Origin of the sequence: Aquimarina agarivorans (genome assembly GCF_000218485.1) — a bacterium.
GTDB classification, from domain to species: domain Bacteria; phylum Bacteroidota; class Bacteroidia; order Flavobacteriales; family Flavobacteriaceae; genus Aquimarina; species Aquimarina agarivorans.
On record NZ_AFPB01000152.1, the window covers coordinates 17731 to 44181 of the forward strand.

At 32.3% G+C, this 26451-nt stretch carries 18 protein-coding genes; 11 read left to right on the forward strand and 7 right to left on the reverse strand.

The window, feature by feature from the left end:
• Positions 1–31 precede the first annotated feature (31 nt).
• The 7 genes from GMC_RS0110830 (at position 32) to GMC_RS0110855 (ending at position 11642) form a co-directional block, all read left to right on the forward strand.
• Positions 32–1147 (forward strand): Nif3-like dinuclear metal center hexameric protein, encoded by a 1116-nt coding sequence (locus tag GMC_RS0110830; RefSeq protein WP_010522151.1) that lies wholly within the window; start codon positions 32–34, stop codon positions 1145–1147.
• 3 nt (positions 1148–1150) lie between these two features.
• Complete coding sequence (locus tag GMC_RS0110835) at positions 1151–1927, forward strand: zinc ribbon domain-containing protein (RefSeq protein WP_010522152.1); 777 nt, start codon at positions 1151–1153, stop codon at positions 1925–1927.
• 684 nt (positions 1928–2611) lie between these two features.
• Positions 2612–5665 (forward strand): SusC/RagA family TonB-linked outer membrane protein, encoded by a 3054-nt coding sequence (locus tag GMC_RS0110840; RefSeq protein ID WP_010522153.1) that lies wholly within the window; start codon positions 2612–2614, stop codon positions 5663–5665.
• Positions 5666–5684: 19 nt separating this feature from the next.
• The gene (locus tag GMC_RS0110845) at positions 5685–7265 is read left to right on the forward strand and encodes a RagB/SusD family nutrient uptake outer membrane protein (RefSeq protein WP_010522154.1); all 1581 of its coding nucleotides are present in this window, start codon (positions 5685–5687) and stop codon (positions 7263–7265) included.
• 103 nt (positions 7266–7368) lie between these two features.
• Positions 7369–8979, forward strand: a complete 1611-nt coding sequence (locus tag GMC_RS22280; protein ID WP_238527973.1) for an FG-GAP repeat domain-containing protein — start codon at positions 7369–7371, stop codon at positions 8977–8979.
• Positions 8939–10684, forward strand: a complete 1746-nt coding sequence (locus GMC_RS22285; RefSeq protein ID WP_498365823.1) for an FG-GAP-like repeat-containing protein — start codon at positions 8939–8941, stop codon at positions 10682–10684. Before GMC_RS22280 ends, GMC_RS22285 begins: the two co-directional genes overlap by 41 nt.
• 457 nt (positions 10685–11141) lie before the next feature.
• Positions 11142–11642: a hypothetical protein gene (locus tag GMC_RS0110855; RefSeq protein ID WP_010522155.1), complete on the forward strand. Its 501-nt coding sequence runs from the start codon at positions 11142–11144 to the stop codon at positions 11640–11642.
• 235 nt (positions 11643–11877) lie between these two features.
• Here GMC_RS0110855 and GMC_RS0110860 read toward each other — a convergent pair whose 3' ends face one another.
• The 4 genes from GMC_RS0110860 to GMC_RS0110880 all read right to left on the reverse strand — a co-directional run bounded on the left by GMC_RS0110860 (position 11878) and on the right by GMC_RS0110880 (position 15432).
• Complete coding sequence (locus tag GMC_RS0110860) at positions 11878–12429, reverse strand: hypothetical protein (RefSeq protein ID WP_010522156.1); 552 nt, start codon at positions 12427–12429, stop codon at positions 11878–11880.
• A gap of 703 nt (positions 12430–13132) precedes the next feature.
• A complete protein-coding gene (locus tag GMC_RS19765; RefSeq protein WP_138940611.1) occupies positions 13133–13345 on the reverse strand; it encodes a hypothetical protein in 213 nt (70 codons plus the stop codon).
• Positions 13346–13993: 648 nt separating this feature from the next.
• Positions 13994–14566, reverse strand: coding sequence for a DUF2911 domain-containing protein (locus GMC_RS0110875; protein ID WP_010522158.1), 573 nt, complete (start codon positions 14564–14566; stop codon positions 13994–13996).
• 71 nt (positions 14567–14637) lie between these two features.
• On the reverse strand, positions 14638–15432 hold the full coding sequence (locus GMC_RS0110880; RefSeq protein ID WP_010522159.1) for a DUF2797 domain-containing protein: 795 nt from the start codon (positions 15430–15432) through the stop codon (positions 14638–14640).
• 248 nt (positions 15433–15680) lie between these two features.
• Here GMC_RS0110880 and GMC_RS0110885 point away from each other — a divergent pair, with 248 nt between their 5' ends.
• Both GMC_RS0110885 and GMC_RS0110890 read left to right on the forward strand, forming a co-directional pair.
• A complete protein-coding gene (locus tag GMC_RS0110885; RefSeq protein WP_010522160.1) occupies positions 15681–17192 on the forward strand; it encodes a GH3 auxin-responsive promoter family protein in 1512 nt (503 codons plus the stop codon).
• 145 nt (positions 17193–17337) lie between these two features.
• A complete protein-coding gene (locus tag GMC_RS0110890) occupies positions 17338–17598 on the forward strand; it encodes a hypothetical protein (protein WP_010522161.1) in 261 nt (86 codons plus the stop codon).
• A gap of 228 nt (positions 17599–17826) precedes the next feature.
• Here GMC_RS0110890 and clpX read toward each other — a convergent pair whose 3' ends face one another.
• The 3 genes from clpX to tig form a co-directional block, all read right to left on the reverse strand.
• Positions 17827–19056, reverse strand: coding sequence for an ATP-dependent Clp protease ATP-binding subunit ClpX (clpX, locus tag GMC_RS0110895; RefSeq protein ID WP_010522162.1), 1230 nt, complete (start codon positions 19054–19056; stop codon positions 17827–17829).
• A gap of 163 nt (positions 19057–19219) precedes the next feature.
• The gene (gene clpP, locus GMC_RS0110900) at positions 19220–19894 is read right to left on the reverse strand and encodes an ATP-dependent Clp endopeptidase proteolytic subunit ClpP (RefSeq protein WP_010522163.1); all 675 of its coding nucleotides are present in this window, start codon (positions 19892–19894) and stop codon (positions 19220–19222) included.
• A gap of 92 nt (positions 19895–19986) precedes the next feature.
• Positions 19987–21309 carry a trigger factor gene (tig, locus tag GMC_RS0110905; RefSeq protein WP_010522164.1) on the reverse strand — a complete coding sequence of 441 codons (1323 nt, stop codon included), beginning with the start codon at positions 21307–21309 and terminating at the stop codon, positions 19987–19989.
• A gap of 288 nt (positions 21310–21597) precedes the next feature.
• Between tig and GMC_RS0110910 the strand changes: the two genes are divergently transcribed.
• Positions 21598–22503 (forward strand): AEC family transporter, encoded by a 906-nt coding sequence (locus tag GMC_RS0110910; protein ID WP_010522165.1) that lies wholly within the window; start codon positions 21598–21600, stop codon positions 22501–22503.
• A gap of 604 nt (positions 22504–23107) precedes the next feature.
• On the forward strand, positions 23108–26449 hold the full coding sequence (locus GMC_RS0110915) for a T9SS C-terminal target domain-containing protein (protein ID WP_010522166.1): 3342 nt from the start codon (positions 23108–23110) through the stop codon (positions 26447–26449).
• Positions 26450–26451 lie beyond the last annotated feature (2 nt).

Consider the following 26451-nt stretch of genomic DNA (forward strand, 5'->3'; position numbering starts at 1 on the left):
CGAGCACTAATTTGATTTGAATAAAATAAATATGACAGTAAAAGAAATAACACAACTATTCGAACAGAAAGTGCCTTTGCATTATGCGGAAAGTTTTGATAATGTAGGGCTTTTGGTAGGGGATGTCAATCAAAAAGTAACCAACATACTTGTAACTTTGGATGCGTTAGAGGCGGTAATTGAGGAGGCAATAGCTAAAAATTGCAATTTAATTGTGTGTTTTCATCCAATAGTTTTTAAGGGGTTAAAAAAAATTACAGGTAAGGATTATGTAGAACGTGTGGTGATCAAAGCCATACAACATAATATAGCGATTTATGCAATGCACACCGCTTTGGATAATCATTGGCAAGGGGTGAATAAAATGATTTGTGATAAGTTGCAATTACGTAATCAACACATTTTGATGCCTAAAAAGGAAACAATAAAAAAGTTAACTGTTTTTGTTCCCAAGGCTAGTTTTGTTAATGTTAGAGAAGCACTTTTTTCTGCTGGAGCAGGAAGTATTGGAAATTACGAATCGTGTAGTTTTTACAACGAAGGAGTAGGAAGTTATAAAGGAGGAAAGGAATCAAACCCGGTGCTTGGTAAAAAAGGAGAATACCATGAAGAAAATGAGGTGCATTTACAAGTAACTTTTGCTTCACATTTAAAATCTAAAGTAATAAGCCAAATGTTAAAAGCACATCCGTATGAAGAGGTAGCTTATGAAGTAACTACTTTGGAGAATGTAAATCAAAAAATTGGCATGGGAATGGTAGGTGAATTGTCTGAAACATTATCAGAAACTGAAGCGTTAGCGTTGGTAAAAAAAGTTTTTAAAACTCAAGGGATCCGACACAGTGAATTTTTAGGGATACCAATACAAAAAATAGCTGTTTTAGGCGGGAGTGGAGCATTTGCAATTGAAAGCGCAAAAGCTTCTGGAGCACAATTATTTATAACCTCGGATGTTAAGTATCACGAGTTTTTTCAGGCTGAAAAAAAGTTGGTTGTAGCTGATATTGGACATTATGAGTCGGAGCAGTTCACAAAAAACTTAATTGTATCGATACTTACGAAAAAAATCAGTAATTTTGCACCTGCCTATAATTCAGGCAATATCATATTATCGGATACAAACACCAATCCTATTAAGTATTTTTAATATATGGCTAAGAAAGAAGTTACTGTTGAAGAAAAGTTAAGAGCATTATACGATCTGCAACTTATAGACTCAAGAATTGATGAAATTGCGGCTATCCGTGGAGAGCTTCCTTTAGAGGTAGAGGATCTTCAGGACGAGGTAGCAGGTTTACATACTAGGTTGGAAAAATTAAAAATCGATCTAAGCACAGTTGATGATTCCATAAAAGCGAAAAAAATAGCTATTGATGAATCAAAGCAACTGATTACAAAATATCAAGAGCAACAAAAAAATGTGCGTAATAACAGGGAGTTTAATTCTTTAAGTAAAGAAATTGAATTTCAGGAATTGGAAATTGAACTTTCTGAAAAACACATAAAGGAATTTAAAGCGCAAATAGTTCAGAAAAAAGAAGTAATTGCTCAAACTGAGCAACGTATTTCGGATCGTACAACGCATTTGGATCATAAAAAAGCAGAATTGGATGATATTATGGCGGAAACTCAGAAAGAAGAGGAGGCTTTATTAAAAAAATCTGAAGATTTTGAAAAGAAGATTGAAGATCGTTTAGTGTCTGCATATAAACGCATACGCACTAATGTAAAGAATGGTTTAGCGGTAGTGCCTGTGGAAAGAGGAGCTTCTGGAGGTTCATATTTCACCATTCCGCCACAAGTACAAGCTGAAATAGCGTCGAGGAGAAAAATTATAACCGATGAACATAGCGGCCGTATTTTAGTTGATTTAGAACTAGCAACTGAAGAAGGAGAGAAAATGGGAAAAATATTTGCTAAATTTTAGTAGTATTTAAATTATCCTAATAATTAACGAAAAACCCGAGTAATTTTATTACTCGGGTTTTTTGTGTTTAAGTGGTTTGATTTGATGTAAAAATGTTTCGGTGAGTTTAAATTCGTAATAGTGTCACTGTACTCCATAATGCAGTTTGTTGTTTTGAAAAAAAAGAGTGACAATCCAAATAGTTTTGTAAAGAAGTTTTATGATTTTTTAGTATGGATGAGGTAAACTGTAAATAAGTTTGGTTGAAAATAAAATTGTTTGTGTTTGGGTTTAATCGAATATTCTTACGGATTTTTGTAGTTCTTTCATTGTATTCACTGATTGTAATTTTTTTTAACCCTTAGTTAGTAAGATAATTCCTTCTTTTTATAAAGGTTAAAACTATATAATTGTAAATAAGAAGATTAGGTGTAAGACAAGTCTAGGTAGTAGTGATTTGATTTTGTGTGTTTCAAAACAATGATAAACAAAGGGTTATATTTTTTTGTTGTTTAGTTAATGTAGGAGTATTCTTAAGCAAAATAGGTATAACGTTTTATTGAAATAATAATTTTTTTTTGATAATATAACAATTGTAAGGGGTTAAAAATATAATAAGATTATTATTTTAAATAAATAATTGTATTTTTGATTGTGTAATGTATGTATACGTGCGTTTAAAAACAAATTAACTAAACTATTTTTATGAGAACAAAAACTAAAAAAGGTCTGGTGAATTTCAAGCGAAAGAGGAGCTTGGGTTCAGTAGTGCCATTACTGTTTTTAGCAACAGGATTTAATGTAGTTTCTGCAAATGGAATTGAAGCTTTACATAAATACGAAAACGATAAAGTTAATGTGGTAGTTCAGACTATTACAGGAACTATTGTTGATGCCGATGGGATTCCGTTGCCAGGTGCAACTGTAGTTATAAAAGGAACTAGTAAAGGAACACAAACAGATTTTGATGGGAACTTTATTATTGATGCCAATGCGGGTGATGTATTAGAAATTTCTTATGTTGGTTTTAAAACTCAAGAAATTGTTATTGGTGATCAGGCAACGATAAGCATAGCATTAGAGCAGGATATTGATGCGTTAACGGAGGTAGTTGTCGTTGGTTATGGAAAAGTTAAAAAGAGTGATTTAACTGGTGCGGTGGCAAAAGTAACAGATAAAGCATTTGAAGAACAGCCTATTTCACGTGTCGAAGACGCTTTACAAGGACGTTTGTCTGGTGTTACTGTTGCTCAGTCTAATGGTACTCCTGGATCGGACACAAAAATAAGAGTGAGAGGTGTTAATTCGGTAACTGGAGCAAATGCGCCTTTAGTGATTGTTGATGGTATTTTTGGTGGTGATTTACGAACAATCAATCCCAATAATATCGCTTCGATCGAAGTTTTAAAAGATGCATCTTCATTGGCTTTATATGGGTCAAGAGGGTCTAATGGAGTTATATTGGTAACTACGAAAAAAGGTAAGGGTAAGCCTAAAGTTGAAGTTGATTATTTTACATCTGTAGCTCAATTGGCTAATTCTTATGATAATCGATTATCATCAGGAGAATTCGCAAGAAGAAGAAATGCTAATGCAACTGGAGGAGCAATATTTAGTGAAGAAGAAATAAGAAACTTAGATGCTAATCCAATTGATTATGAAGATGAATTATTTCGTTCAGCTACAACAAACAATATTCAGTTATCTGTAAGTGGAGGAGATGATAAAATTAATTATTTTATCTCAGGTAATTATGTCAATCAAGAGGGTATAATGATTACAAATGAGTTTGAAAGGTACTCATTGAGGTCAAATCTACAATCAAAAATTAATGATAAACTTAAAGTAGGACTTAATTTGTATGCTAATAGAGAAACAGACATAAATAATCCAAATATTTTTAATAGAACCTTTGGTGGACCAGTAGTTCAAGCTTTAACTACAGACCCTACTGAGCCAGTATTTAATTCTGATGGGTCTTTAAATATTACAGGTTTTAGATTTGGTAACTTGGATGCTACTTCATACATAGCTGATATTAGAAGAAGCGATTTGCAAAGGCAAACCGATAGAATAAACACTAATATAAATTTGGAGTATAAAATTTTCGAACCATTAACCTATAAATTACTTGTTGGTTTATCTTTAAGAAATAGAAGCAATGAGTTTTTAATTAAGGAAAGTACAGGCTTAAATGATATTTCTAATAGGGCAGAAGTTAGAAATGAAAAGTTTAGTGAATATCAATTTACAAATATTTTAAACTATAACAAATCATTCGGTAACCATAATTTGGACGCTATTGCTGTATATGAATTTCAAGCTAGTGAGAGTAGTGATAACACCTCAACATTTGCAAATATATCTGGAGACATAAATGATGTTGCATTGTTAGATACATCAACTACTGTTGAACAGAGAAATTTTGCAAGTAACTTTGGAGAGAGTGGAATTCAATCCTTTTTAGGAAGATTAAACTACAATTATAATGGAAGTTTATACATAACTGGTGCATTACGTATCGATGAGTCTTCTCGATTTCTACCAGATGAAAGAGTTGGTTATTTCCCTTCTGCTGCTCTGGCTTATAGTTTTAAAAAAATGACATTCATTGAAAATAGCTCAGTGTTTAATGATTTAAAATTAAGAACAAGTTGGGGGCAAGTTGGGAATCAAAATGTACCAGCAGGTGCTTTTAATGATTTAAGAACTCCAAATCCAGGAACAACTATACCTATTTTAAGAAGGTTCGGAAATCCTGATATTACTTGGGAGACTACAACCCAAATTGATGCAGGTATTGATGTTTCTTTATTTAATAATAGACTTAATTTTTCATTTGATTATTTCAATAAAGTTACGGATGATTTACTTCTTAGAAGGTTTTTTGACTTAAGAGTTGATGCAGAATTATTTACATTTGAAAATATTGGAGAAGTTGAAAATAAAGGGTTTGATATCGCTTTAAATGGTGATATAATTGATACAGAAAATTTCACATGGAATTCTGGATTAGTTTTTTCCTTTGTAGAAAACGAAGTGACAAAGCTTTTTGATGATTTTACTGAAATTAGACAAAATGTTAGAGCTGTTGATAATATCAATGCCCCAATTAATATTGTAGAATTAGGTGCTCCATTAGGGCAATTTAGAGGTGCTACTTTTGCTGGAATTAATGATGCCGGTGAATCTACATATGTAGGTGTAGATGCTGATGGTAATGTAGCAACGGGTTCTTTAAGTGAAGGAGTCACTCCTGATTTAGGAGTAATTGGTAATGGAACTCCTACTACAACTTGGGGGTTCAACAACACATTCACATACAAAAATTTAGATCTTAATATTTTTATTAGAGGAGCTCATGGTTTTGATGTATACAATCAAGTCGCAGCAGCATTAGATAGTAATGCTAATGGTAATTTTAGAAACACATTAGTAAATACACCCGACATTACAGGAAATTTATTGAATTCTTCTAAATATGTCGAAAATGGTGGTTTTGTAAGGTTGAGTAATCTATCTTTAGCATACACAATTAGAAATCCATTCAAAGGATTAAGCTCTGCTAAAATATCCGTTAGTGGTCAAAATCTATTATTAATCACTGATTACAGTGGATATGATCCAGAAGTTTCATCGTCTAACCCATTTGGTCAGAACGAATCTGGTCAAGACAACTCAGATGTATCTTCTGGTATAGATTTAGGAGCTATTCCTAATCCAAGAACTATAACTTTAGGTCTTAAATTAAGTTTTTAATCAAATATTTATTTTTATTATGTATAGAGTTTTAATAAAAAAATATAATAGTAAAGTACTTCGTTTTTTAGTCTTTTCTTTACTATGTTTTTCGCAATATAGTTGCTCTGAATTATTAGATGATTTAGGAGACAACTCAGATACAGATGTAACAGCTGCTCCATCAAACCCAGAAGAATTAAATGAAGCAGTTTTGGGAGTTTATGATGCTTTTTTAACGGCAAATCAGCTCAATGATCTTGTGGCGCCAGCTTGGGCTGGTGACGATATTACTGTAATTAGTGCCAAGACTGATTTTGCACAGAATGAAACGAGACAGGTTTCAGCAGCTAATGGTAGAAATTTAACGTCATGGAGAAATCTTCAAATTATGCTTTCAAGAGCTAATGAGAATATCGAAATATTAGAACCTTTAGTTGAGTCACCAGCAGTAGGTCAATCCGAAGAAGAGACTGCTTTATTAAATATTTATTTACATGAGCTAAAATTTTTAAGAGCTTATGTTTGGCATCAATTTTTAAGAGTATTTGGTAAAGCTCCCTTAGTAGTATCTAGGTTAATTCCTGTAGATAATTTGAGCGATCCATTAGAAGTATATTTGCAAATAGAAAAAGATTTATTAGATGCAGAGGAAGTTATTCCTAATTTACACCCAGGGACAGTTTTTGCAGAAGAGGGTGTGCCATCAGGAGAACGCCCAAATAAAGGTACGATAAGAGCTTTTTTAGCAAGAGTTTATATAGATTGGGCAGGATTTCCAGTTAAAGATGTTTCAAAATATGCTTTAGCTGCTGAAAAGGCAAAATTAGTTATTGATAACAAGGCTGTTCATGGTTTTGATCTTTTAGATGATTTGAATGATTTGTGGCTATTGGAAAATAGATTTAATAAAGAAAGTGTTTTTGCATTAACATACAACGCTGATCAACAAAATAGAGATAACAGAAAGTATGGTCAAGTTGGTTTACCAGGTCAAGTACCATTAAATGGTTGGGATGAGACATTTGCAGAAGTAAGGTTTTTTGAAGATTTTCCAGAAGGAGTTAGAAAAGAAGTTACATTTAGGCAAGATTTGATTGATGAATTTCCAAATTTTGAAACGATACAAGCTCCTGTTTATTCAAAAATTGCAGGGCCTTTAGGAGACCTGCCTAATGGATCTTTTGCTACTAATAGAAGTGACTTTTTAATTAGATTTGCAGATGTATTATTGATGTTTGCAGAAGCTTCTGGTAGATCAGGAAGTGTTACTGCCGATGCTTGGGAAGCTTTAAATCAAGTGCGCCGTAGAGCAGAAGGCTTGCCTTTTTCTGTACCAAATGCTACCGTTGATGTTACTACGGGTGATCTAGGAGAATTGGCCTTTACTGAACGTAAATGGGAGTTAGCAGGTGAATGGTTAAGATGGTATGATTTAGTCAGATTAGAAAGAGTTGAGCAAGCTTTAAAAGATGAAGCGAGACAACCATTAGTTACTCGAAATAGTGAAGGGAATTTATTGGAAATCAATAATCCAGCTGTAGGAAGTTTAGACACTAATAATTATTTTGCGCCTATTCCAGCTGAAATTATTTCTGAAAATCCTGGATTTGCAAATTAATTTTTATTATTTTAAATTTAATAACGGTAAGTTTTAAAAAGCTTGCCGTTTTTTTGTATTATATAAGTACTATTATAAATACCCTATGTTTTTTAAAAATTTAATGAGTTGCTCTTTACTATTTATCTTTTTTTTGTCCTGCAAAAAAGAGACAAAAAAAAATGCTAATGAACAAATAGATAACAAAAAAGAAACAGAAGTGGTAATTGAAAATAAATTGTTTTCACAAGTAAAGCCTCAAAATTCAAAAATTACCTTCCAAAACAAACTTACAGAAGATTTAGATTTCAACTATTATCAATACATGTATTCCTATATAGGTGCTGGAATAGCTTCTGGTGATTTTAATAATGATGGTCTAGAAGACTTGTTTTTTGTATCTAATAGTAATGCGTGTAAACTATATAAGAATAAAGGAAGTCTAGTTTTTGAAGACGTTTCTTTAAATACGAATATTAACCCTCAAAAAGGTTTCAACACAGGGGTGACTACTGTAGATATTAATAATGATAGTTTATTGGATATATATATAGTTAGAGGTGGTTTGGATAGTTCAGAGGGCAAATTTGAAAACTTGCTTTACATTAATCAGGGCGGTTTTAAATTCAAAGAAGAAGCAAAAAAGTATGGATTGAATGATGCCAATAGAGGTATCCAAGCCACTTTTTTTGATATGGATAATGACAATGATTTGGATGTATTTATATCAAATACCCCAGACATTGATGGGAAAACAAAAAATATTGTCGATTTAAATAAGCAACAAAAAAATCCAGCTACGCAAAAATTATTGGGGAATGATAAATTATATGAAAATTTAGGCAATGGTAAGTTTAAAGATGTTTCGATAAAAGCGGGCTTACATTATGACATAGGTTTTGGCTTAAATCCGCAAGTTAGTGATTTAAATGGAGACGGTTTTCTGGATATTTATGTGTGCAATGATTTTAAAGTACCCGATTTTGCCTACATAAATAACGGAAATGGAACATTTACCGATAAGCGTGATGAATTGTTTAAACATATTTCTCATAATAGTATGGGGAGCGATATTGTAGATATTAATAATGATGGGAAGTTTGATGTTTTAACATTAGATATGAACCCTGAAGATTATTTGAGATCAAAAACAACCATGTCGATGACTTCCATACCAAAATTTGAGCAAATGGTTGCCAATAATTACCACCATCAGTACATGCATAATATGCTGCAAGTCAATAATGGGAATAGTACCTTTAGTGAGGTATCAAATTTGTCAGGTATGGCAAATACCGATTGGAGTTGGTCAATTTTGGCAGCGGATTTAGACTTAGATGGGTTTGAAGATATGTATGTAACAAATGGCGTATTCAGAGATGTAATTGATCAAGATACTACTCAAGAAATATTAAAAATCCTTAGAAAAAATAGAAGGAAACCAACTAAAGAAGATTTTTTACAATTCACTAAAATGTTACCGCAACAAAAATTGAAAAATTATTTCTTTAAAAATAATGGTAATTTATCATTTACTAATACTACCGAAGACTGGAGCGATATTGAACCTACATTTTCTAATGGAGCTATTTATGTGGATTTAGATAATGATGGAGATTTAGAAGTTGTTACTAATAACATAAATGAAACAGCAACGATATTAAAAAATAATGCTGTAGAATTAAATAAAGGAAATTTTTTTAAAGCTAAATTTTGTTGGACCAAAAGAAAATAGCGATGGACAAGGAGTAAAGGCTACGCTACATACAAATACAGGAAAAAAATATACTAGACAGTTAATTAATACTAGAGGTTTTTTATCTTCAGTTTCTTCGACCTTACATTTCGGGATTCCTAAAGGAGATAGTATTACAAAGGTGAATATACAATGGTTAGATGGCAAATCACAATTACTAACTGATGTGGCGGTGAACATAACGGTTAGTGTTGGATATATAAATAGTACTAAGACAAAAGTTAATAAAGAAACATTAGAACCTATTTTTAAAGAAGATTCATTTAAATATAGTCATAATGATCCTTATTTTAACGATTATAAATTACAATTGTTATTGCCTTATAAATATTCGCAATTAGGTCCAGCCAAAGCAGTAGGCGATGTTAATGGAGATGGAGTAGAAGATGTTTTTTTAGGAGGAGGATTTGAGCAAGAGGCTACATTACTTTTAGGAATTAAAAATGGACGTTTTACAAGAAAGGCTCAAAAAGATTTTGCAACGGATGCAAGATATGAGGATATATCAGCTACTTTTTTTGATGCGGATAAAGATGGCGATATAGACTTGTATGTAGGTTCTGGAAGTTATGAGTTTTCACCACGCTCCAGAGGATTATTGGATCGATATTACGAGAATGATGGAAAGGGTATTTTTACTAAAAAGGCAGCTATCCCAGAATTAAACACAGTTACGACTGCAGTGGTTACCGGAGATTATGATGGTGACGGGGATCAAGATATATTTGTGGGGAGTGGTGTTGTTCCTGCAAAATATCCTAACTCGGGATCTAGCTACTTATTAAAAAATGAAAATGGGAAGTTTAGTATTGCTAACAAAGAAGTAGGTATTAATAATTTAGGAATGCTAAAAGATGCTGTATTTGAGGATATTAATAAAGATGGAAAATTAGATTTAATAGTAGCAGGAGAATGGACAGGTGTTCAAGTTTTATTAAATAAAAATGGAAAGTTTGTAAAGGCTGAGCAATACAAAAAATTAGAAGAAACAAAAGCTTGGTGGAATAAAATTTTGGTTGAAGATGTAGACAATGATGGTGACTTGGACATCATAGCAGGTAATTTGGGGTTGAATACGAAGTTTCATGCAAATAAGGAAAAACCATTTCATGTGTATGCCAAGGATTTTGATGCCAATGGTGTAGAAGATATTGTATTAGCAAAAGATTACAAAGGCAAGCAAGTGCCCGTTCGTGGGCGTACCTGCACATCGCAACAAATGCCACATATAGCTAAAAAAATTCCAACATTTGAAGAGTTTGCCAACCTTGGAGTCGATGGTATTTTAGGTAAAGACATTGATTCGGCTTTGCATTATGAAGTAAATGAGTTTCGTTCAGGAATTTTTTATAATGAAGAGGGAGACTTTAAATTTGTTCCATTCTCAAATGAAGTACAAACTTCTTTAGTTAATAGTATTCTATTTAAAGATTTTGATTCCGATGGTAAAAAAGATTTATTACTAGCCGGAAATAATCATCATTTTGAAGTTGAAACTACAAGATCAGATGCTGGTATTGGTTCATTTCTTAAGGGAGATGGCAAAGGGAATTTTACATGGCTATCGAATAAATATTCAGGATTTTTTGCAAATAAGGATGTTCGTCATATAGTAGATCTATCTAAACAAAAACAAGTACTAGTGCTTAATAATAATGATACACATCAGTTGTTTCGTTATTAAGTTATAGGTTATTATTTCGAATGATTTACGTAATGAAATGAAGTAAATAATACCCGATCGCGCGGAGTGTGCTGTGAGAGGATCGTAAGATTCTCGTAACTGAAAATAAGATGGTAGTAGGTCTACCGATATGGGCTTGCAGGAGCAGGTATCAAACTACCTTTCTGACCCGATAGCGCGGAAATGTTTTCCTTGCCAACAAAGTTAATCAAACAAAGTGATTTTTTTTGTAAAAAGTTTTGTTTTAAAAATAGAGTCTTCTTGTTGTAAGTTTATCAAGTGAAATAGAAGTAGATGTTTTAATTGAAAGTTTACTATAAATTGATGGTGTAGATTAACACGGATTGCAAATCCGCGCTATCGGGTTTTTATTCAAACCAAATGCTAAATATAGACTTAATAAGATAGAACCTTCAAAATCTAACCCTGCAGTTTTAATATATAAAATAATCGAACTTTGATTCATAAGAAAATTAAAATATTACTAGAAGAATATCAACAATTTGATTCTAATGAATCGGATATTTATGATGAAAAGAGCTATTTGTCTTGGATAAAGGAATCTATTGAATGGAGAGAATTATCGCTCAGAGAGAAGCATAAAAAGAGAAGATTTGTTTTTAGTGTTATCCAAAAAACAGGTAATGCGGAAGAATTTGTAGTAGAAACGACAGTAATAGAGCTTTATGAACTTGTAGAGAAAGTTTTAGACGCTATAGAAAAACTTCCTGAAAATTATGTAAGTACTCGTTTAGTAGCAATGTTAACTGTTTTTATGTTCCATGTTAATGAACAACGAGATACAAGGCAAATGTCGACTACATCTTTTAAATTAATTGGGAATATTTTAGAACATTGCATTAATCATAAAACATTTAATCCGCTAAATTCTGAGTTAAAAACAATGATTAAATTGTTTAATCAACTAGATGAACTTTTAACTGACACTATCCTGTAAAAAGTTTTTTTTACTAGGACCCGATAGCGCGGAAATGTTTTCCGTGCCTACAAAGTTAATCAAACAAAGTGATTTTTTTTGTAAAAAGTTTTGTTTTAAAAATAGAGTCTTCTTGTTGTAAGTTTATCAAGTGAAATAGAAGTAGATGTTTTAATTGAAAGATCAATGTAAATTGATGTTGTAGATTAGATTTAAACTGCAAATCCGCCTATCGGGTGTGATAGAATTAAAAATATCATTCTATAATTTGTTCTAAAAATATAATTTTAGAGTTTTTCGATTGCTCTATAATAATTCTTTTTGCGTTTAATAATTCAGGTTTTTCAGATTTATTGAATAAGTGTTTTTTTATTTCTGTAGGATTGTTTTCAAAATGAAGTACAGTATCTAAACCTTCAAGATTTTCAGCAATTTTTTGACCCAAGTTTTCAACTCTAATTACTTTAAATTCGTTACTAATTTTTTCTTTTTCTTCTAGATCTTTTTTTAAATAATATACAAAGGCAAAATAGTATAAAGCTATAATTATTATATTTGCTAAAAGTATTATAACTATCATTGTTAAGTTTAAGTACATTGGTTCAGTTACATCTTCAAGCTTTCTGATATTTTTATATTTGTCAAAAAATTTAATAAAATTCCATAGTTCAGGTGGTGTAAATAGAGCTAAAACCCCCAATATTGGGCCCGTTATATAGACCTTTCTGAATTTTCTATTTCCTTTATCGTATTCTTTTCTAATAATTTTTAATTCATCTGGAGTTAATGGTAAAATATTCGTTTTCATATTTTATTTATCTCGGCTATGGTTGAGTTTTTGAAATTATATCTAATTTAAGCCTTTTTTTGACAATGCTTCGAGTGATTTGCGCAATGGAATGAAGCAAATAGTATCGATAATTGCTTTCCGATTTCAACAGACGAGTTTCCGATATATTTCTTCTCCGCTATGGCTATGATAAAACACTCGAACTAGTCAGCGGGTTTTATTTAAGTTGGTATTTAGTTTAGTATTGCTTCGAGTGATTTGCGTAATGAAATTAAGCAAATAGTATCGATAATTGCTTTCCGATTCCGATAGAGGAGTTCTCGATACGTTTTCTCTCCGCTATGGTTACGATAAAATACTCAAACGAGTCAGTGTGTTTTATTTGGGTTAGGTGTCGAGTTTAGTATCGCTTCGAGTGATTTGGACACTACCTAAAATTTTAGCGTTCTAGGATCTTTTTTGTTATTCCAAAAACGAAGGAATACTATTTTTTGTTGGTCTGCGTAATAGAAAAGAGTTACTTGTTTTACAACAGGTATTTGGTATACGTTTTTACGAGAAGTAGCTTTGTAAGTAACGTTTTGCAGTTTAAGTTGCTCTTCGAGTTCATTAACTTTAGTTACAAATCTTTTAGAAACTTCGATAGGAAATTCTTATAGTAAATAATCAATATTATTCCAATAATCTTTTTTAGCTTGTGGTGTCCACGTAAGTGTAAACATTAGCGATTTTTAAACAGTTGTGGATATTTTTCGCGAGTTTCTTCCATTACGGATTTATGTGAAATCTCTTCACCATTACTCATGGCATCTAAAGCAATGTCAATGGACTTTTCTTGCTCTTTAGAAAGTTGGTATAGACCGTCGTTTATTTCGTCTTCTAAACCGCTGTATTTTTCTTTTATTCTGTTCCAGTCTTCAATAGGTATTATCACACTCCTATGAATGCCATTTTTGTCTGATATATATTGTAGGTTCATAATTTTAGATTTTAAGAAGCATATGTTTATTTTGCTTTATAAGCTGTAATAGTTAGAGTAAGATCAAGAAACTTCATAATCATCTGTTTGCCTTCTTTTACTATATTTTGAAAAACTTCAAATTAAATAACTCTTTTTTATGATAGCAATAATATCATCAATTTATATTGTATCTGTAGAAATTTAGATTGTTGCGAAATGTTTTCCCTGCTTACAAAGTTAATCAAATAGAATTAAATTTAGATTGTTGAATAATCCCATTTATGATAAGCGAGTTTACTTATCAAGCATTGCTTCGAGTGATTTGCGCAATGGAATGAAGCAAATAGTATCGAGAAGTGCTTTCCGATTACGACAGGTGTATTCTCTCAACATTTTCTTTCCACTATCGCTTCGATGAAACACTCGAACCAGTCATTGCAAGTAATAAATTCAAATACGCTATTTTGCTGCTACAATAGGCTTGATTTTGAAGTGTCAAGCAAAAAAGAAACATTTTGCACTTAAAATTTAATGTTGAAGACAGTTTTGTAAAAATTAATGCAGTAAAAAATAATCCATACGGTATTGCCGCATGGATATTAATAAAAACGTTGAGGCTTTTTATTTTAAAATAATAGGAAATTCGGCAACTGTTTTGTCCCACCCCATTTTTAAGTGCACGGTATTTTCACTTTTTTTATATAATGCAATGGAAAATGCTTCAATGTCGCTTTTTGAAGTTACGGTAGCAGCTTTTGCTTCGGCAATATTTTTACTTTTGTCATAAGTGTATACTCCCCACATATCCGTTGCGCTGTTAATGTAGAGTGTCCAATTATCTTTTGTTGGTAAAATGGCAAACGAGTAGGTGCCTGTTTCAATTATTTTTCCGCCAATTTCAACAGGTACATTTAAAATAAGTTCAGGAATTTCATTGGCACCAGCCCTCCACAATTTGTCAAACGGCACTAGGTTTCCAAAAATTTCACGCCCTTTTTTCTGTGGCCTGGAATATAGTACTTTAATTTTTGGATTTAAAGCCGCAATTTTATCGGGTGAAGATTCAAAAAATCGTTTTGCTGCCTTTGCAGGATAATAAGTAACATCTAAAGGGCTTGGATCAACTTTTTCAAAATCTTGCGCAAATAAGCTAGTGCATACAGTAAAAAATGTAAATATTAAGAGTGTTTTCATAAATAGAATATTTTAAAAGTAGACTTACTAACAGTTTACTAATTACATATGGGGGTTAATTTTATAAATGTTTAACTTATTTTTAACGAAACTACAAAGCCTTCGTGATTCCTAACATTAAAAACTGTGTTGTCCTCAAATATGAGGTATTGTCCCTTAATGCCTTTTAATTTGCCTGAATACGTTGGCGTTTTTCCTAAATTTAAAGAGGTAACTTTTTTAGGGTAATTAATTACAGGAAAATTAATAGCCGTTTCTTTATTGTTTTCAATAAAATAAGGGAGGGCTTCTTCCGGAATATATTGTTTTATGGTGCTTTTAACCGACGCTAAAGTTTCGTCAGTAATAGTATTTGTAAGCATTTTACGCCAATTGGTTTTGTCGGCAATGTGTTCTTTTAATGCTACTTCAGTAATTCCGGCTAAATACCTATTGGGTAATTCAGCAATTTCGATAGCCTCATGTGCGCCTTGGTCTATCCAACGGGTGGGTACTTGAGTTTTTCGGGTAACTCCCACTTTTATATTACTGGAGTTGGCCAGGTATACAATGTGGGGCTGCAATTGTACTTTTTTTTCGTAAGTAAGGTCTCTGTCTTCAATACCTAAATGGGCTTTGCTCAGTTCGGGTTTCATAATCCAATCGCCAGCATTTGGTAATTTGTAAAAATCATCATAGCAATATCCTTGTCTAAAAATTTTTTTATTCTGGCCGCAGCCTAAACATTCATAGCCTTCAAATTGAATATCAATTGTTTTGTCAAGCAATTGATTCATGTGTATAAAGTGTGATTTAAAAACCAAATAATAATTTATGGGATTCGTATGTTCTGTCTGCATTTTTGTTAAAACTCCAACGTATTGCATAAATTTTAATGAATTAGTTTGTTGTTTTTTATTATTTTAGAATTAAAAAATTAAAACTGTTACTTTTAGTTTGAAAAAGCTATTGACGGTAATTTAAGTTGAAAAAAGCTTATTTTTTTAGCTTAGTATAAAGTCAAGCTATTTTTTTAAGTGCAATCTTTTAATGATTTTTTTCTTTTTGCTAAAAAAATTAGCCTAAAGTTCATCAAAAATAGTTTAAATTAATACTGTAAATATAAAGATTTCAAATGCCATTTCCTTTAGTAAATTCTATAGCCAGTTGGTTTTTAAAAAAGCGAATCCATCAGATGGAATTATTTTTAAAATACCCAAATGAAGTGCAACATGAGCTGCTTTTTAATTTATTGAAAACTGCAAAAAATACAGAATTTGGAAAGCATTATGCCTTTGAAACGATTAAAACTTATAAAGAATTTACTGAACGAATTCCAATTAGGAGTTATGAAGAAGTTGAACCTTATATTACGCGTAGCCGTAAGGGAGAATCGAATATATTTTGGCCTTCGGAAATAAAGTGGTTTGCAAAATCTAGCGGAACTACCAATGCGCAAAGTAAATTTATACCCGTGAGCGCACAGTCATTGGAGGATTGCCATTATGCTGCTAGTAAAGATTTGTTGTGTGTGTATTTAAATAATAATGAAGGGTCGGAATTATTTAAAGGAAAAGGATTGCGTTTAGGTGGGAGCAAAAAATTATATGAACAAAATGGTACTTTTTATGGTGATTTATCAGCTATTTTAATTGATAATATGCCTTTTTGGGCGGAATTTAGTTCTACTCCCTCAAACCAAGTCTCATTAATGAGTGATTGGGAAATTAAAATGAAAGCTATTGTAAGGGAAACGCTTTCCGATAATGTAACCAGTTTGGCAGGTGTACCCTCATGGATGCTGGTGTTATTAAATGAGGTAATGAAGCAAAAAGGAGTAGCTCATTTATCGGAAGTATGGAAAAATTTAGAAGTATATTTCCACGGAGGGGTAAGTTTTACACCTTACAAAGAGCAATACAAAAAAATTATGCCTTCGGATTTTAAATATTATGAAATTTTTAATGCTTCAGAAGGTTTTTTTGCGCTCCAGGATCAAAATAATAGTAGCGAATTGTTACTTATGTTGGATTATGGTATTTTTTATGAATTTATAGATATGGATACCTATCACTCATCCAGCCCTAAAGTAATTCCTTTAAGTGAAGTTACCTTAGGGAAAAATTATGCTATTATTATTACCACTAATGCAGGCTTGTGGAGGTACAAAGTTGGGGATACTGTTCGGTTTACGAACTTAAATCCTTACCGAATTAAGGTTACTGGGCGGACCAAACATTTTATTAATGTTTTTGGTGAAGAATTAATTATTGAAAATACAGAAGAGGCTTTAAGCAAAGTTTGCGAAACAACTGGAGCAGAGGTAAAAGATTATAGTGTGGCACCTATTTTTATGGAAGGAAATGAAAAAGGAGCACACGAATGGATGGTGGAATTTAAAAAACATCCTCATTGCATCGAAAAATTTTCAACCCTTTTGGATAAGGAATTGCAGTATTTAAATAGTGATTACAAGGCAAAACGGGATCATAATATCACATTAAACCCATTGGTATTTCATGTAGCTAGGCCAGGGCTATTTTATGATTGGTTAAAGTCGAAAAATAAATTAGGAGGACAGCACAAAGTACCAAGATTATCAAATTCAAGATCTTACCTTGATGAACTAATTCATTGTAATAATTAATTTGTAATAATCTGTATTTTAGTTTTTTAAACTAAAATTAAGTGTTTTATCTGTTTTTTGTGTTATTTCATCTAAAATGAAATATTTTTTTGAGAATAGTTTTTATTTACTTTTTATATTATGCTCAAATACAACGATTTATATAATGAAAACTACATTAATTTTTATACTTTGTGTTTTTGGAGTAACTATGTTCGCAAAATACATTCCAGAAAAAAATATTTCGGCTAAACAAATAAGACTAATTAAAATTGAGCGAGTTGTTAAAACAATACCTCATAAAGGCGATAAAAAATATAAAGCAAGCATAAAACGACTGGTTAAAAATGTTGATACAAATACTTTTGAGAAAAGGGATACTTTTAAAAATATTCAGTTAACGTATTTGATTGATTTAAGCAAATGATATAAAAAAAATAGTGAAAAGTAAATTTATCTATTCAAAATGGAGATTTATTATAGGGACTTTTTAATTAAAGAATTGGCATAACCGTAATATAAGAATACTGTAAGTATGAAATAAAAAAAATAAGAAATGGCTATTTTCAAAAAACTAATAAAGTAGAATGTTTATCTCTTATATAAAACAACGTCCAATTCAAAATTTGAAATTGGACGTTGTTTTTTTTAATAATTAAGATACAGCTTTGAGCTTAATGGTTGATTTATTCAACTTTTTTTCAGCATAATCTTTGGTGACTTTAAAGACTTTATCGTTGCTGTCAGGTAATTCAAACATAGCATCAGTTAAAATGGCTTCGCATAGGGAGCGTAAACCCCTTGCGCCTAACTTATATTCATTCGCTTTTGCTACAATAAAATCCAAAGCGCCATCAGTTATTGAAAACTCAATATCATCCATTTCAAACAACTTAGTGTACTGTTTAATAATGGCGTTTTTAGGCTCTGTTAAAATGGCCCTTAAGGTTTTAGAATCTAAAGGGTTCATGTAGCTAAGTACAGGCAAACGACCAATTATTTCAGGAATCAAACCAAAGTCTTTAAGGTCTTTAGGTATAATGTATTGAAGTAAGTTCTCCTTTTCAATAACTTCTTCTTTTATTGAAGCACTAAAACCAACCGCTTGCATATTCAATCGTTTTTGAATATTACGTTCAATCCCATCAAAAGCACCACCGGCAATAAATAAAATGTTTTCTGTATTTACTTCAATAAATTTTTGATCAGGGTGTTTTCTTCCTCCTTTTGGTGGTACGTTAACAGTAGTACCTTCTAAAAGTTTTAACAAAGCTTGTTGTACACCTTCGCCAGATACATCACGCGTTATGCTAGGATTATCACTTTTACGAGCAATTTTATCTATTTCATCAATAAAAACAATACCGCGCTGGGCTTTTTCCAAATTGTAATCGGCAACTTGTAATAGTTTTGTTAAGATAGTTTCCACATCTTCACCAACATAACCAGCCTCCGTTAAAACGGTAGCATCTACGATAGCTAAAGGTACGTTAAGCATTTTTGCAATTGTTTTTGCAATTAATGTTTTTCCAGTACCAGTTTGTCCTACCAAAATAATATTACTTTTTTGGATTTCAATATCATCATCAGCTTTCTTTTGTAATAATCGCTTATAGTGGTTGTACACAGCAACAGAAATTACTTTTTTTGAAAAATCCTGACCTATTATATAGGTGTCCAAAAATTGCTTGATAGCTTTTGGTTTGCTTAAAACTAGTTCTTGGCTTAACTCTTCACTTTCTTCATCCTTTGATTCTTCCACAACAATGCCATAGGCCTGTTGTATGCATCGATCACAAATGTGGGCGTCTAAACCTGCAATTAATAAGTTAGTTTCAGGTTTTTTACGTCCGCAAAAGGAGCATTCTAAATCATCTTTCGCCATTTTTATTTTCGTTCTGGTTATTTATTTATCCGCTATAAGTAGTGGATTTAATTATATAAGGTAAACCTTGACTGTTTTTAGGTTATGGATTTAGTCTCTTTAATTTTGTAAACCCTAAATTCACAACCTAGTTATCTACTATTTTAACGTAGTATTTTTTAAATTATTTTCGAGAAAGTATTTCATCGATCATACCATACTCCAATGCTTTTTCAGCCTTCATCCAATAATCACGATCACTGTCGTTATATACTTTTTCGTAAGTTTGACCTGAATGCTTTGCAATAATATTGTAAAGTTCTTCTTTCAGAATTAAAATTTCTCTGGCAGTAATTTCAATATCGCTGGCCTGTCCTTGTGCACCACCTAATGGTTGGTGAATCATGATGCGACTATGTGGTAATGCCGAACGCTTTCCTTTTTGCCCAGCACACATGAGTACAGCACCCATGGAAGCAGCCATACCAGTACAAATAGTGGCAACATCAGGCTTTATAAATTGCATGGTGTCGTATATGCCCAATCCAGCATATACACTTCCTCCTGGAGAGTTTATGTAAATTTGAATGTCTTTATTAGAATCAGTACTTTCCAAAAACAAAAGTTGTGCTTGTACAATGTTAGCAATTTGATCGTTAATTCCAGTTCCTAAAAAAATGATGCGATCCATCATTAATCTTGAAAATACATCCATTGCAACAGCATTCATTTGGCGTTCTTCAATAATATTCGGCGTCATACCTATCGGTGTCATAGCACTGGTAATTTTTCCATAATAATTACTATTGATGCCGTGGTGTTTTGTTGCGTATTTTTCAAATTCTTTTCCGTAATCCATATAAAAAGAAATAATTTTAAGTTTAAAAAAGGCGTAAAACAATTAGTTCTACGCCTTAAAGATAAGTATAATTGAGAAAAAATACTTGTTTCTTATGACTTATAAGCTTCTTTTACGAAGTCTTCAAAAGTCACTTCTTTTTCTTCTAACTTTGCGTTTTCTTTATAAAAAGCAAGCAATTTTTGACTCATTAATTGTTCAGAAATACGCTTCACTTCTTCTTGGTTTCCTAAAATTCGACCAGCAATTTCTTCTAATTCTTTATCTTCAGGGTTAGTTTGACCAAATTGAGCCATTTGCCCTTTGATTAATTCCTTAGCGTGCGATTTGATTTCGTCATAAGTAACCTGCAAATTGTTGTCGGTAATAATTTTACCTTCAATTAATTGGAAACGTAATCCCTTTTCGCTCTTTTCGTATTCCGCAGCAGCTTCTTCAGCAGATAATTGTTTTTCACCTGAAACTTGAAGCCATTTCTTTAAAAAGTCAGCAGGCAAGTCAAAAGCCGTATTTTCAATAACGCTTTCTGTAACGGTATTCAATAATTGTTGGTCAGCTTGCTGTTCAAATTGTCTTTCAGCGTCTTCTTTAATTTTTTCTTTTAATTCAGAAACTGAGGTTACTTCTTTTTCTCCAAAAAGTTTGTCAAATAATTCTTGATCTAAGTCAGCTAAAATACGTTCGTTAATTTCTGAAATTGTAAAAGTAACATCTACGTCAATGCTGTCCTTTTGTTCCTGAGAAACCCCTACTAAGCTTACCAATAATTGGTCGTTTTCAAATAAATCCTTTGTGTTTACAGTAATTACGTCATTTACTTTAGCGCCAATAAACTGTTCTTTAGTCTTTTCTTGTAACGCATCTATTTCAACGGTTGCCTGTTTGCTTATTGAAGCAGCTTCATTTTCGAATAAACCAGCAACAACATTATCATTTGCTACAGTGTCAACAGGAGTTAATTTGCCATATTGTTTTTGAATTGATTTGATTTGGTTGTCAATCATTTCATCAGTAGCCACAATTTTGTATTGTGTTATGGAGTCATCTCCTTGTAAATTTACATCAAATTTGGGGGCTAATCCTAGTTCAAATTCAAATTCAAATTTTTCAGCATCCCAGCTAAAGTCAGCTTGCTCTTTTGGTAAAGGATTCCCTAAAACATCTAATTTTTCCTCAGTAAGGTACTTGTTTAATGATTCCTGAATCAATTTGTTGATTTCATCAACTATAACGGCTTGTCCGTATTGTTTTTTAACCATTCCCATAGGCACGTGACCTTTTCTAAAACCAGGGATATTGGCATTTTTTCTATAGTCTTTCAGTATCTTTTCAACACGATCACTGTAATCTTCTTTTTCGATATTTACGGTAACTACCGCATTCAAATCATCAATCTGCTCTTTAGAAATGTTCATTCTGGCTATTATTAAGTAGAAATAAATTGGGTGCAAAAGTAATACATTTTTAAAGGTTTACCAATTTTTAATTTCTTACAGAAAGTTAAAAAGTGTAAAGTATAAAAACTAACATTGCTAGGAATCTATTAACGCTAAAATGTAACGTCAATTTGTGCCTTATTTTTATTTTTTGATTTCAAAATATGCAATGGTAATGATGTATTTAAAATTTCAAATTAAACATATAATCACTAAAGACAGCTCATAAATACCATGTATTTTTGAAAAGTAGGCAATCAAAAAAAAATGGAAAATTTTATAATTATAGCGATCTCTATACTATCTGGAGTGTTTTTGAAAAAGTTTAGAGCATTGCCAAAGGATAGTCATAAAATTATCAATCTTTGGATAATATATGTTGCTTTACCTGCAATCACTTTACATAACATTCCAAAAATGCAATGGAATTTGGAGTTGTTATTGCCAATAGCCATGCCGTTAATTGTTTTTATTGCGGCATTTTTGTTTATACAACTTTTAGGAAGATTTATGTATTTAGGCAAAAGTCTAAAAGGAGCTTTGTTACTTACAATTGGTTTTTCAAACTTGTCCTTTTTGGGATTTCCTTTAACGGAAGCTTACTATGGGAAACAAGGATTGCAATTAGCTATTTTATGTGATCAGGTTGGGTTTATTACTTTATCAAGCTTAGGAATAATTACGGCTAGTTATGCATCCGCAACTGATAAATCTGATTTCAGTGGCATTTCAATTTTAAAAAAACTGATTATTTTTCCACCAACCATTGCATTTGTTTTAGCGTTAGTTTTGCCTAAAATTGTAAATTTTAATGGAATTGCAATAGATGTAGTTTTAAAAAGTTTTGGAGGTACTATGGTTCCAATGGCTTTGTTTTCAGTTGGTATGCAATTGCAATTTAAACATTGGAAATCAGATAAGTTGTTGTTAGTAGCAGCGTTGTCTTATAAATTATTTCTTGCTCCGCTATTAATTATGCTCATTAGTGGATTCTTTATAATTGACAAGTTTGTAATTCAAGTGAGTGTTTTAGAGGCAGCAATGGCGCCTATGGTAACTAGCGTAATTGTAGCAACCGAATTTGGACTAAAACCTAAATTGTGTAGTATGATTTTAAGTTTTGGAATTCCAATTTCTTTTATTACCACTTATTTATGGTATTATTTTTTGTAAAAGAAGTTTTTTAATAAAAACGAATTGATTAATAATGCCACATTTTTGAGACGTACTTGACGTTTTGAAACCATATTGATACATTTGGCTGGAATTTTAAGGAAGTTATATAATTAAATTAACAGTCTTTTAACGAATATTTTTGCTCAGTTATCTATTTTCCAAAAAAACTATGTTTTTTTTCTACACTATTTTTGGTGATATCATCAAGAGCTAAAAATCGGCAGATTAGCAAATTTTTTAAAGCAATCTTTAAATTAAGTGTTTTTTAATAATTTAAATTGTGTGATAATTAATTCATTCAAATGCAAATAGTTAATTGTTGGTTTAAGGAGAAATAAACACTTGAAAAAATTATTTTACAAAATAAATTTAGTCTTTAAAAATTGTTATTTTTTCCTACAAGAACAAAAAACACAGCCTTATTTTTGTAGGAAAATACCTTCATTTAATTAAACGGGATTGCGTAAAACTTGATTAGTACATACATTTGACAACTATTATTTTTTGTAAAGTTCACAGGAAACTTTAGAAAAAATGATTGCGAATACACAACATCATAGGGGGCTTACTTATAATAGTTGAATGTCAAAAGTAACTAAGTATGAAGAAGTTTTTATTTATATATCTTCAGTTCCAAATTGTATTGTTTTTTGCAAGTAATTATAACTTCAGCATAATCAAGGCTCAAACTTTAAGAAATGCCGTAGAGGATGAAGACTTAGTTTGTCAAAATAGTGCTAACAATGTTATTGATATTCTAGTCAATGATACCTTTGGGACAGCTGGTCCAAATACTTCAACCGATCATTTACAAGTAACAGGAGTAACTGATGCAGGCGGGAACATCCGTGTTTCGGATAATGGGACTTCGGATGACTTATTGGATGACTTCATTTTGTATGATAGTCCTGCAGGATTTTCTGGTTTTGATAGTTTTTCATATATCATTGTTGATGAAAATGGGGATACTGATAGCGCAACCGTTCGAGTTGAAGTTATTAATACTGCTGGCTGTAGTAGTGTTAACGCTGAAAATGATTCGTTTGAAATTGATGAAGATTCTGATACAATCAATTTCAGGGTACTTGTCAACGATACTTTTGGTGTGCGTGGGGCTAGTGAAAGTGCTATTGCCATAATAAGCGGCCCTTCTAACGGTATGGCCAACGTAAATAGTAATGGTACACCTGCCGATCCAACAGATGATAGTATTGATTATAAGCCAGCTAAAGATTATTTTGGCACCGATCAAATTACTTATGAGATTTGTGATGCTGGACGTGGGTGTGATACAGCTACAATTTCAATTACAGTTGTAAATTTGAATGATATTCCCAACGCGTTGTTTGATTCAGCTGAGGTTGATGAAAATTCAAGCAATAATGAAATTGATGTTTTAGATAATGATACTTTTGGAGGCGATGGTCCTGGAACCACTTCAATTAACATAACTGTGCCTCCAATAAATGGAGTCGCAACAGTTGACGATCAAGGTACGCCAGCAGATGTTACTGATGATATCATTCTTTATACTCCTACAGTAAATTCATCGGCAAATGATTCATTATCATATGAAATCTGTGATGTTGATGGCGAGTGTGCAAGCGCTTCTGTAAATATTATGGTAAATGAAGTTAATGGCTTGCCGGTAGCAATTGCTGATGATTTTTCAATAAATGAAGATGCCATTCTTAGTTTACTAAACGTGCTTTCCAACGATGATTTCGGAAGCGACGGTGCGGGTTCTTTTACTGTAGTAGGTCTTCCGGCCAATGGTACTGTAATTGTGAATGCAGGAACTGATGTTACAGATCCTACGGATGATGTTTTAGAATACACGCCTAATCCTAATTTTTTTGGTAATGATGCGTTGACTTATGAAATCTGTGATAGTAATGGTGATTGTGTTGTTGGTAATGTTGCTATAGTCATAGAAGCAGTTAATGACCTTCCTAGTCCTGTGGACGACCTTAATATGGTAGCTGAGGATTCTGTGAACAATGAAATTAATGTGCTTGATAACGATAGTTTCGGAGGGGACGGTCCAAGTACTACAGCCATAACAATTACGATAAATCCAACAAATGGAGTCGCTACGGTGAATACAAACGGAACGCCCAATGATCCAACGGATGATATTTTAGAATATATACCAAATCCAGATTTTTTTGGGAACGATGAATTAACTTACCAAATTTGTGATGCTGACGGTAGTTGCGAAACTGCTAAAGTTGAGATATCGGTAACTAATGATACAACGGACCTACCAAATGCAGTAGATGATATGGCTACTATTAGTGAAGACTCAGTAGATAATGAAATCAATGTATTGGAAAATGATACTTTTGGTGGCGATGGAGCAGGGAATACGGCCATTGCTATTACCGTAACTCCGACCAATGGAGTCGCTACGGTAAATACAAATGGAACGCCTAATGATCCAACAGATAATACTATAACGTATACGCCAGAGTCAAATTTTTTCGGTACAGATATCTTAACGTACGAAATCTGCGATGCAAGTACTGATTGTACAACGGCAGTAGTTACAATAACGGTTACCAATGATCCGTCTGACACTCCAGTGGCCGTTGAAGATTCCATTACGGTTGATGAAGATTCTTCAGATAATGAAATCAATGTATTAGAAAATGATGATTTTGGTGGTGATGGAGCTGGCAATACGGCTATTGCCATTACCGTAAATCCAACAAATGGAGTCGCTACGGTAAATACAAACGGAACGCCCAATGATCCAACGGATGATATTGTAACGTATACGCCAGAGCTAAACTTTTTTGGAACAGATACCTTAACCTACGAAATCTGTGATGCAAGTGCCGATTGTATAACGGCGGTAGTTACAATTACGGTTACTAATAATACTTTTGATACTCCTGTGGCCGTTGAAGATTCCATTACGGTAGATGAAGATTCAACCAATAACGAAATCAATATATTGGATAATGATACTTTTGGTGGTGATGGAGCTAGTACTACAGCTGCTATTAAAATTATCAGTGATCCAACAAATGGCATAGCAACTATTAGTACTAATGACACTGCAGAAAATCCATTTGATGATTTTTTACTATATACACCTGATCCTGAATTTTCGGGAGTAGATACACTTATTTATGAAATTTGTGATACCAACGGCGACTGTGATCAAGCTGAGGTAACCATTACTGTTAATGAATTGATTACTAGTAATCCACAACTGAGCCTGCTTAAGTCTGGTAACTATGTAGATGCGAATAATGATGGGATATTGAATTCAGGGGATATTATTGAATACACTTTTACAATAATTAATACTGGAAATGAGGTTTTAACTGATATTAATGTCACGGATTTGTTAGCTGGAGTTGTGGTGTCAGGAGTGCCATTTTCGCTTAATCCGCAAGAAGAAGATAGTACCACTTTTTCCGCCACTTATACAATTAATGCATCAGACATTACCAATGGACAGGTAATTAATCAAGCAATGGTTATTGCCACATCTCCATCAGGAGATAGTGTAATTGATGATTCTGATGACCCCGATGATCCAAGTAATATAGATTCTAATAATGATGGAGAGCCTGATGACCCCACGATTATTAAATTAGAGCCTGAAAATGATGATACAGAAACTGATGTGACCGTTTTTGAAACCTTTACTCCTAACGGTGATGCGGTAAATGATGAGTTTGTAATTAAAAATTTAGAAAATTATCCAATAAATACGCTCAAAATTTTCAATAGATGGGGATTGAAAGTTTTTGAAGAAGATGGCTACGGACAGGCTGATTCATCAAAATTTGTGGGACAAAGTGACGGTCGCGCAACAATAAATAGGAGCGCAAAATTACCAACAGGAACATACTTTTACACACTGAATTACCAAAACTCTAACGGAGACGCTAAAACTAAAGCGGGCTCATTCTATTTAGTTAAATAGAT

What these genes read in the sequence shown, in the direction of transcription:
- clpP (WP_010522163.1), bottom strand. Translation starts at nt 19,894, where the DNA reads ATGGATTACGGAAAAGAATTTGAAAAATACGCAACAAAACACCACGGC.
- GMC_RS0110890 (WP_010522161.1), top strand. Translation starts at nt 17,338, where the DNA reads ATGAAAACTACATTAATTTTTATACTTTGTGTTTTTGGAGTAACTATG.
- tig (WP_010522164.1), bottom strand. Translation starts at nt 21,309, where the DNA reads ATGAACATTTCTAAAGAGCAGATTGATGATTTGAATGCGGTAGTTACC.
- GMC_RS0110830 (WP_010522151.1), top strand. Translation starts at nt 32, where the DNA reads ATGACAGTAAAAGAAATAACACAACTATTCGAACAGAAAGTGCCTTTG.
- GMC_RS0110840 (WP_010522153.1), top strand. Translation starts at nt 2,612, where the DNA reads ATGAGAACAAAAACTAAAAAAGGTCTGGTGAATTTCAAGCGAAAGAGG.
- GMC_RS0110875 (WP_010522158.1), bottom strand. Translation starts at nt 14,566, where the DNA reads ATGAAAACACTCTTAATATTTACATTTTTTACTGTATGCACTAGCTTA.
- GMC_RS0110885 (WP_010522160.1), top strand. Translation starts at nt 15,681, where the DNA reads ATGCCATTTCCTTTAGTAAATTCTATAGCCAGTTGGTTTTTAAAAAAG.
- clpX (WP_010522162.1), bottom strand. Translation starts at nt 19,056, where the DNA reads ATGGCGAAAGATGATTTAGAATGCTCCTTTTGCGGACGTAAAAAACCT.
- GMC_RS0110860 (WP_010522156.1), bottom strand. Translation starts at nt 12,429, where the DNA reads ATGAAAACGAATATTTTACCATTAACTCCAGATGAATTAAAAATTATT.
- GMC_RS0110835 (WP_010522152.1), top strand. Translation starts at nt 1,151, where the DNA reads ATGGCTAAGAAAGAAGTTACTGTTGAAGAAAAGTTAAGAGCATTATAC.
- GMC_RS0110915 (WP_010522166.1), top strand. Translation starts at nt 23,108, where the DNA reads ATGAAGAAGTTTTTATTTATATATCTTCAGTTCCAAATTGTATTGTTT.
- GMC_RS0110845 (WP_010522154.1), top strand. Translation starts at nt 5,685, where the DNA reads ATGTATAGAGTTTTAATAAAAAAATATAATAGTAAAGTACTTCGTTTT.
- GMC_RS0110880 (WP_010522159.1), bottom strand. Translation starts at nt 15,432, where the DNA reads ATGCAATACGTTGGAGTTTTAACAAAAATGCAGACAGAACATACGAAT.
- GMC_RS22280 (WP_238527973.1), top strand. Translation starts at nt 7,369, where the DNA reads ATGAGTTGCTCTTTACTATTTATCTTTTTTTTGTCCTGCAAAAAAGAG.
- GMC_RS0110910 (WP_010522165.1), top strand. Translation starts at nt 21,598, where the DNA reads ATGGAAAATTTTATAATTATAGCGATCTCTATACTATCTGGAGTGTTT.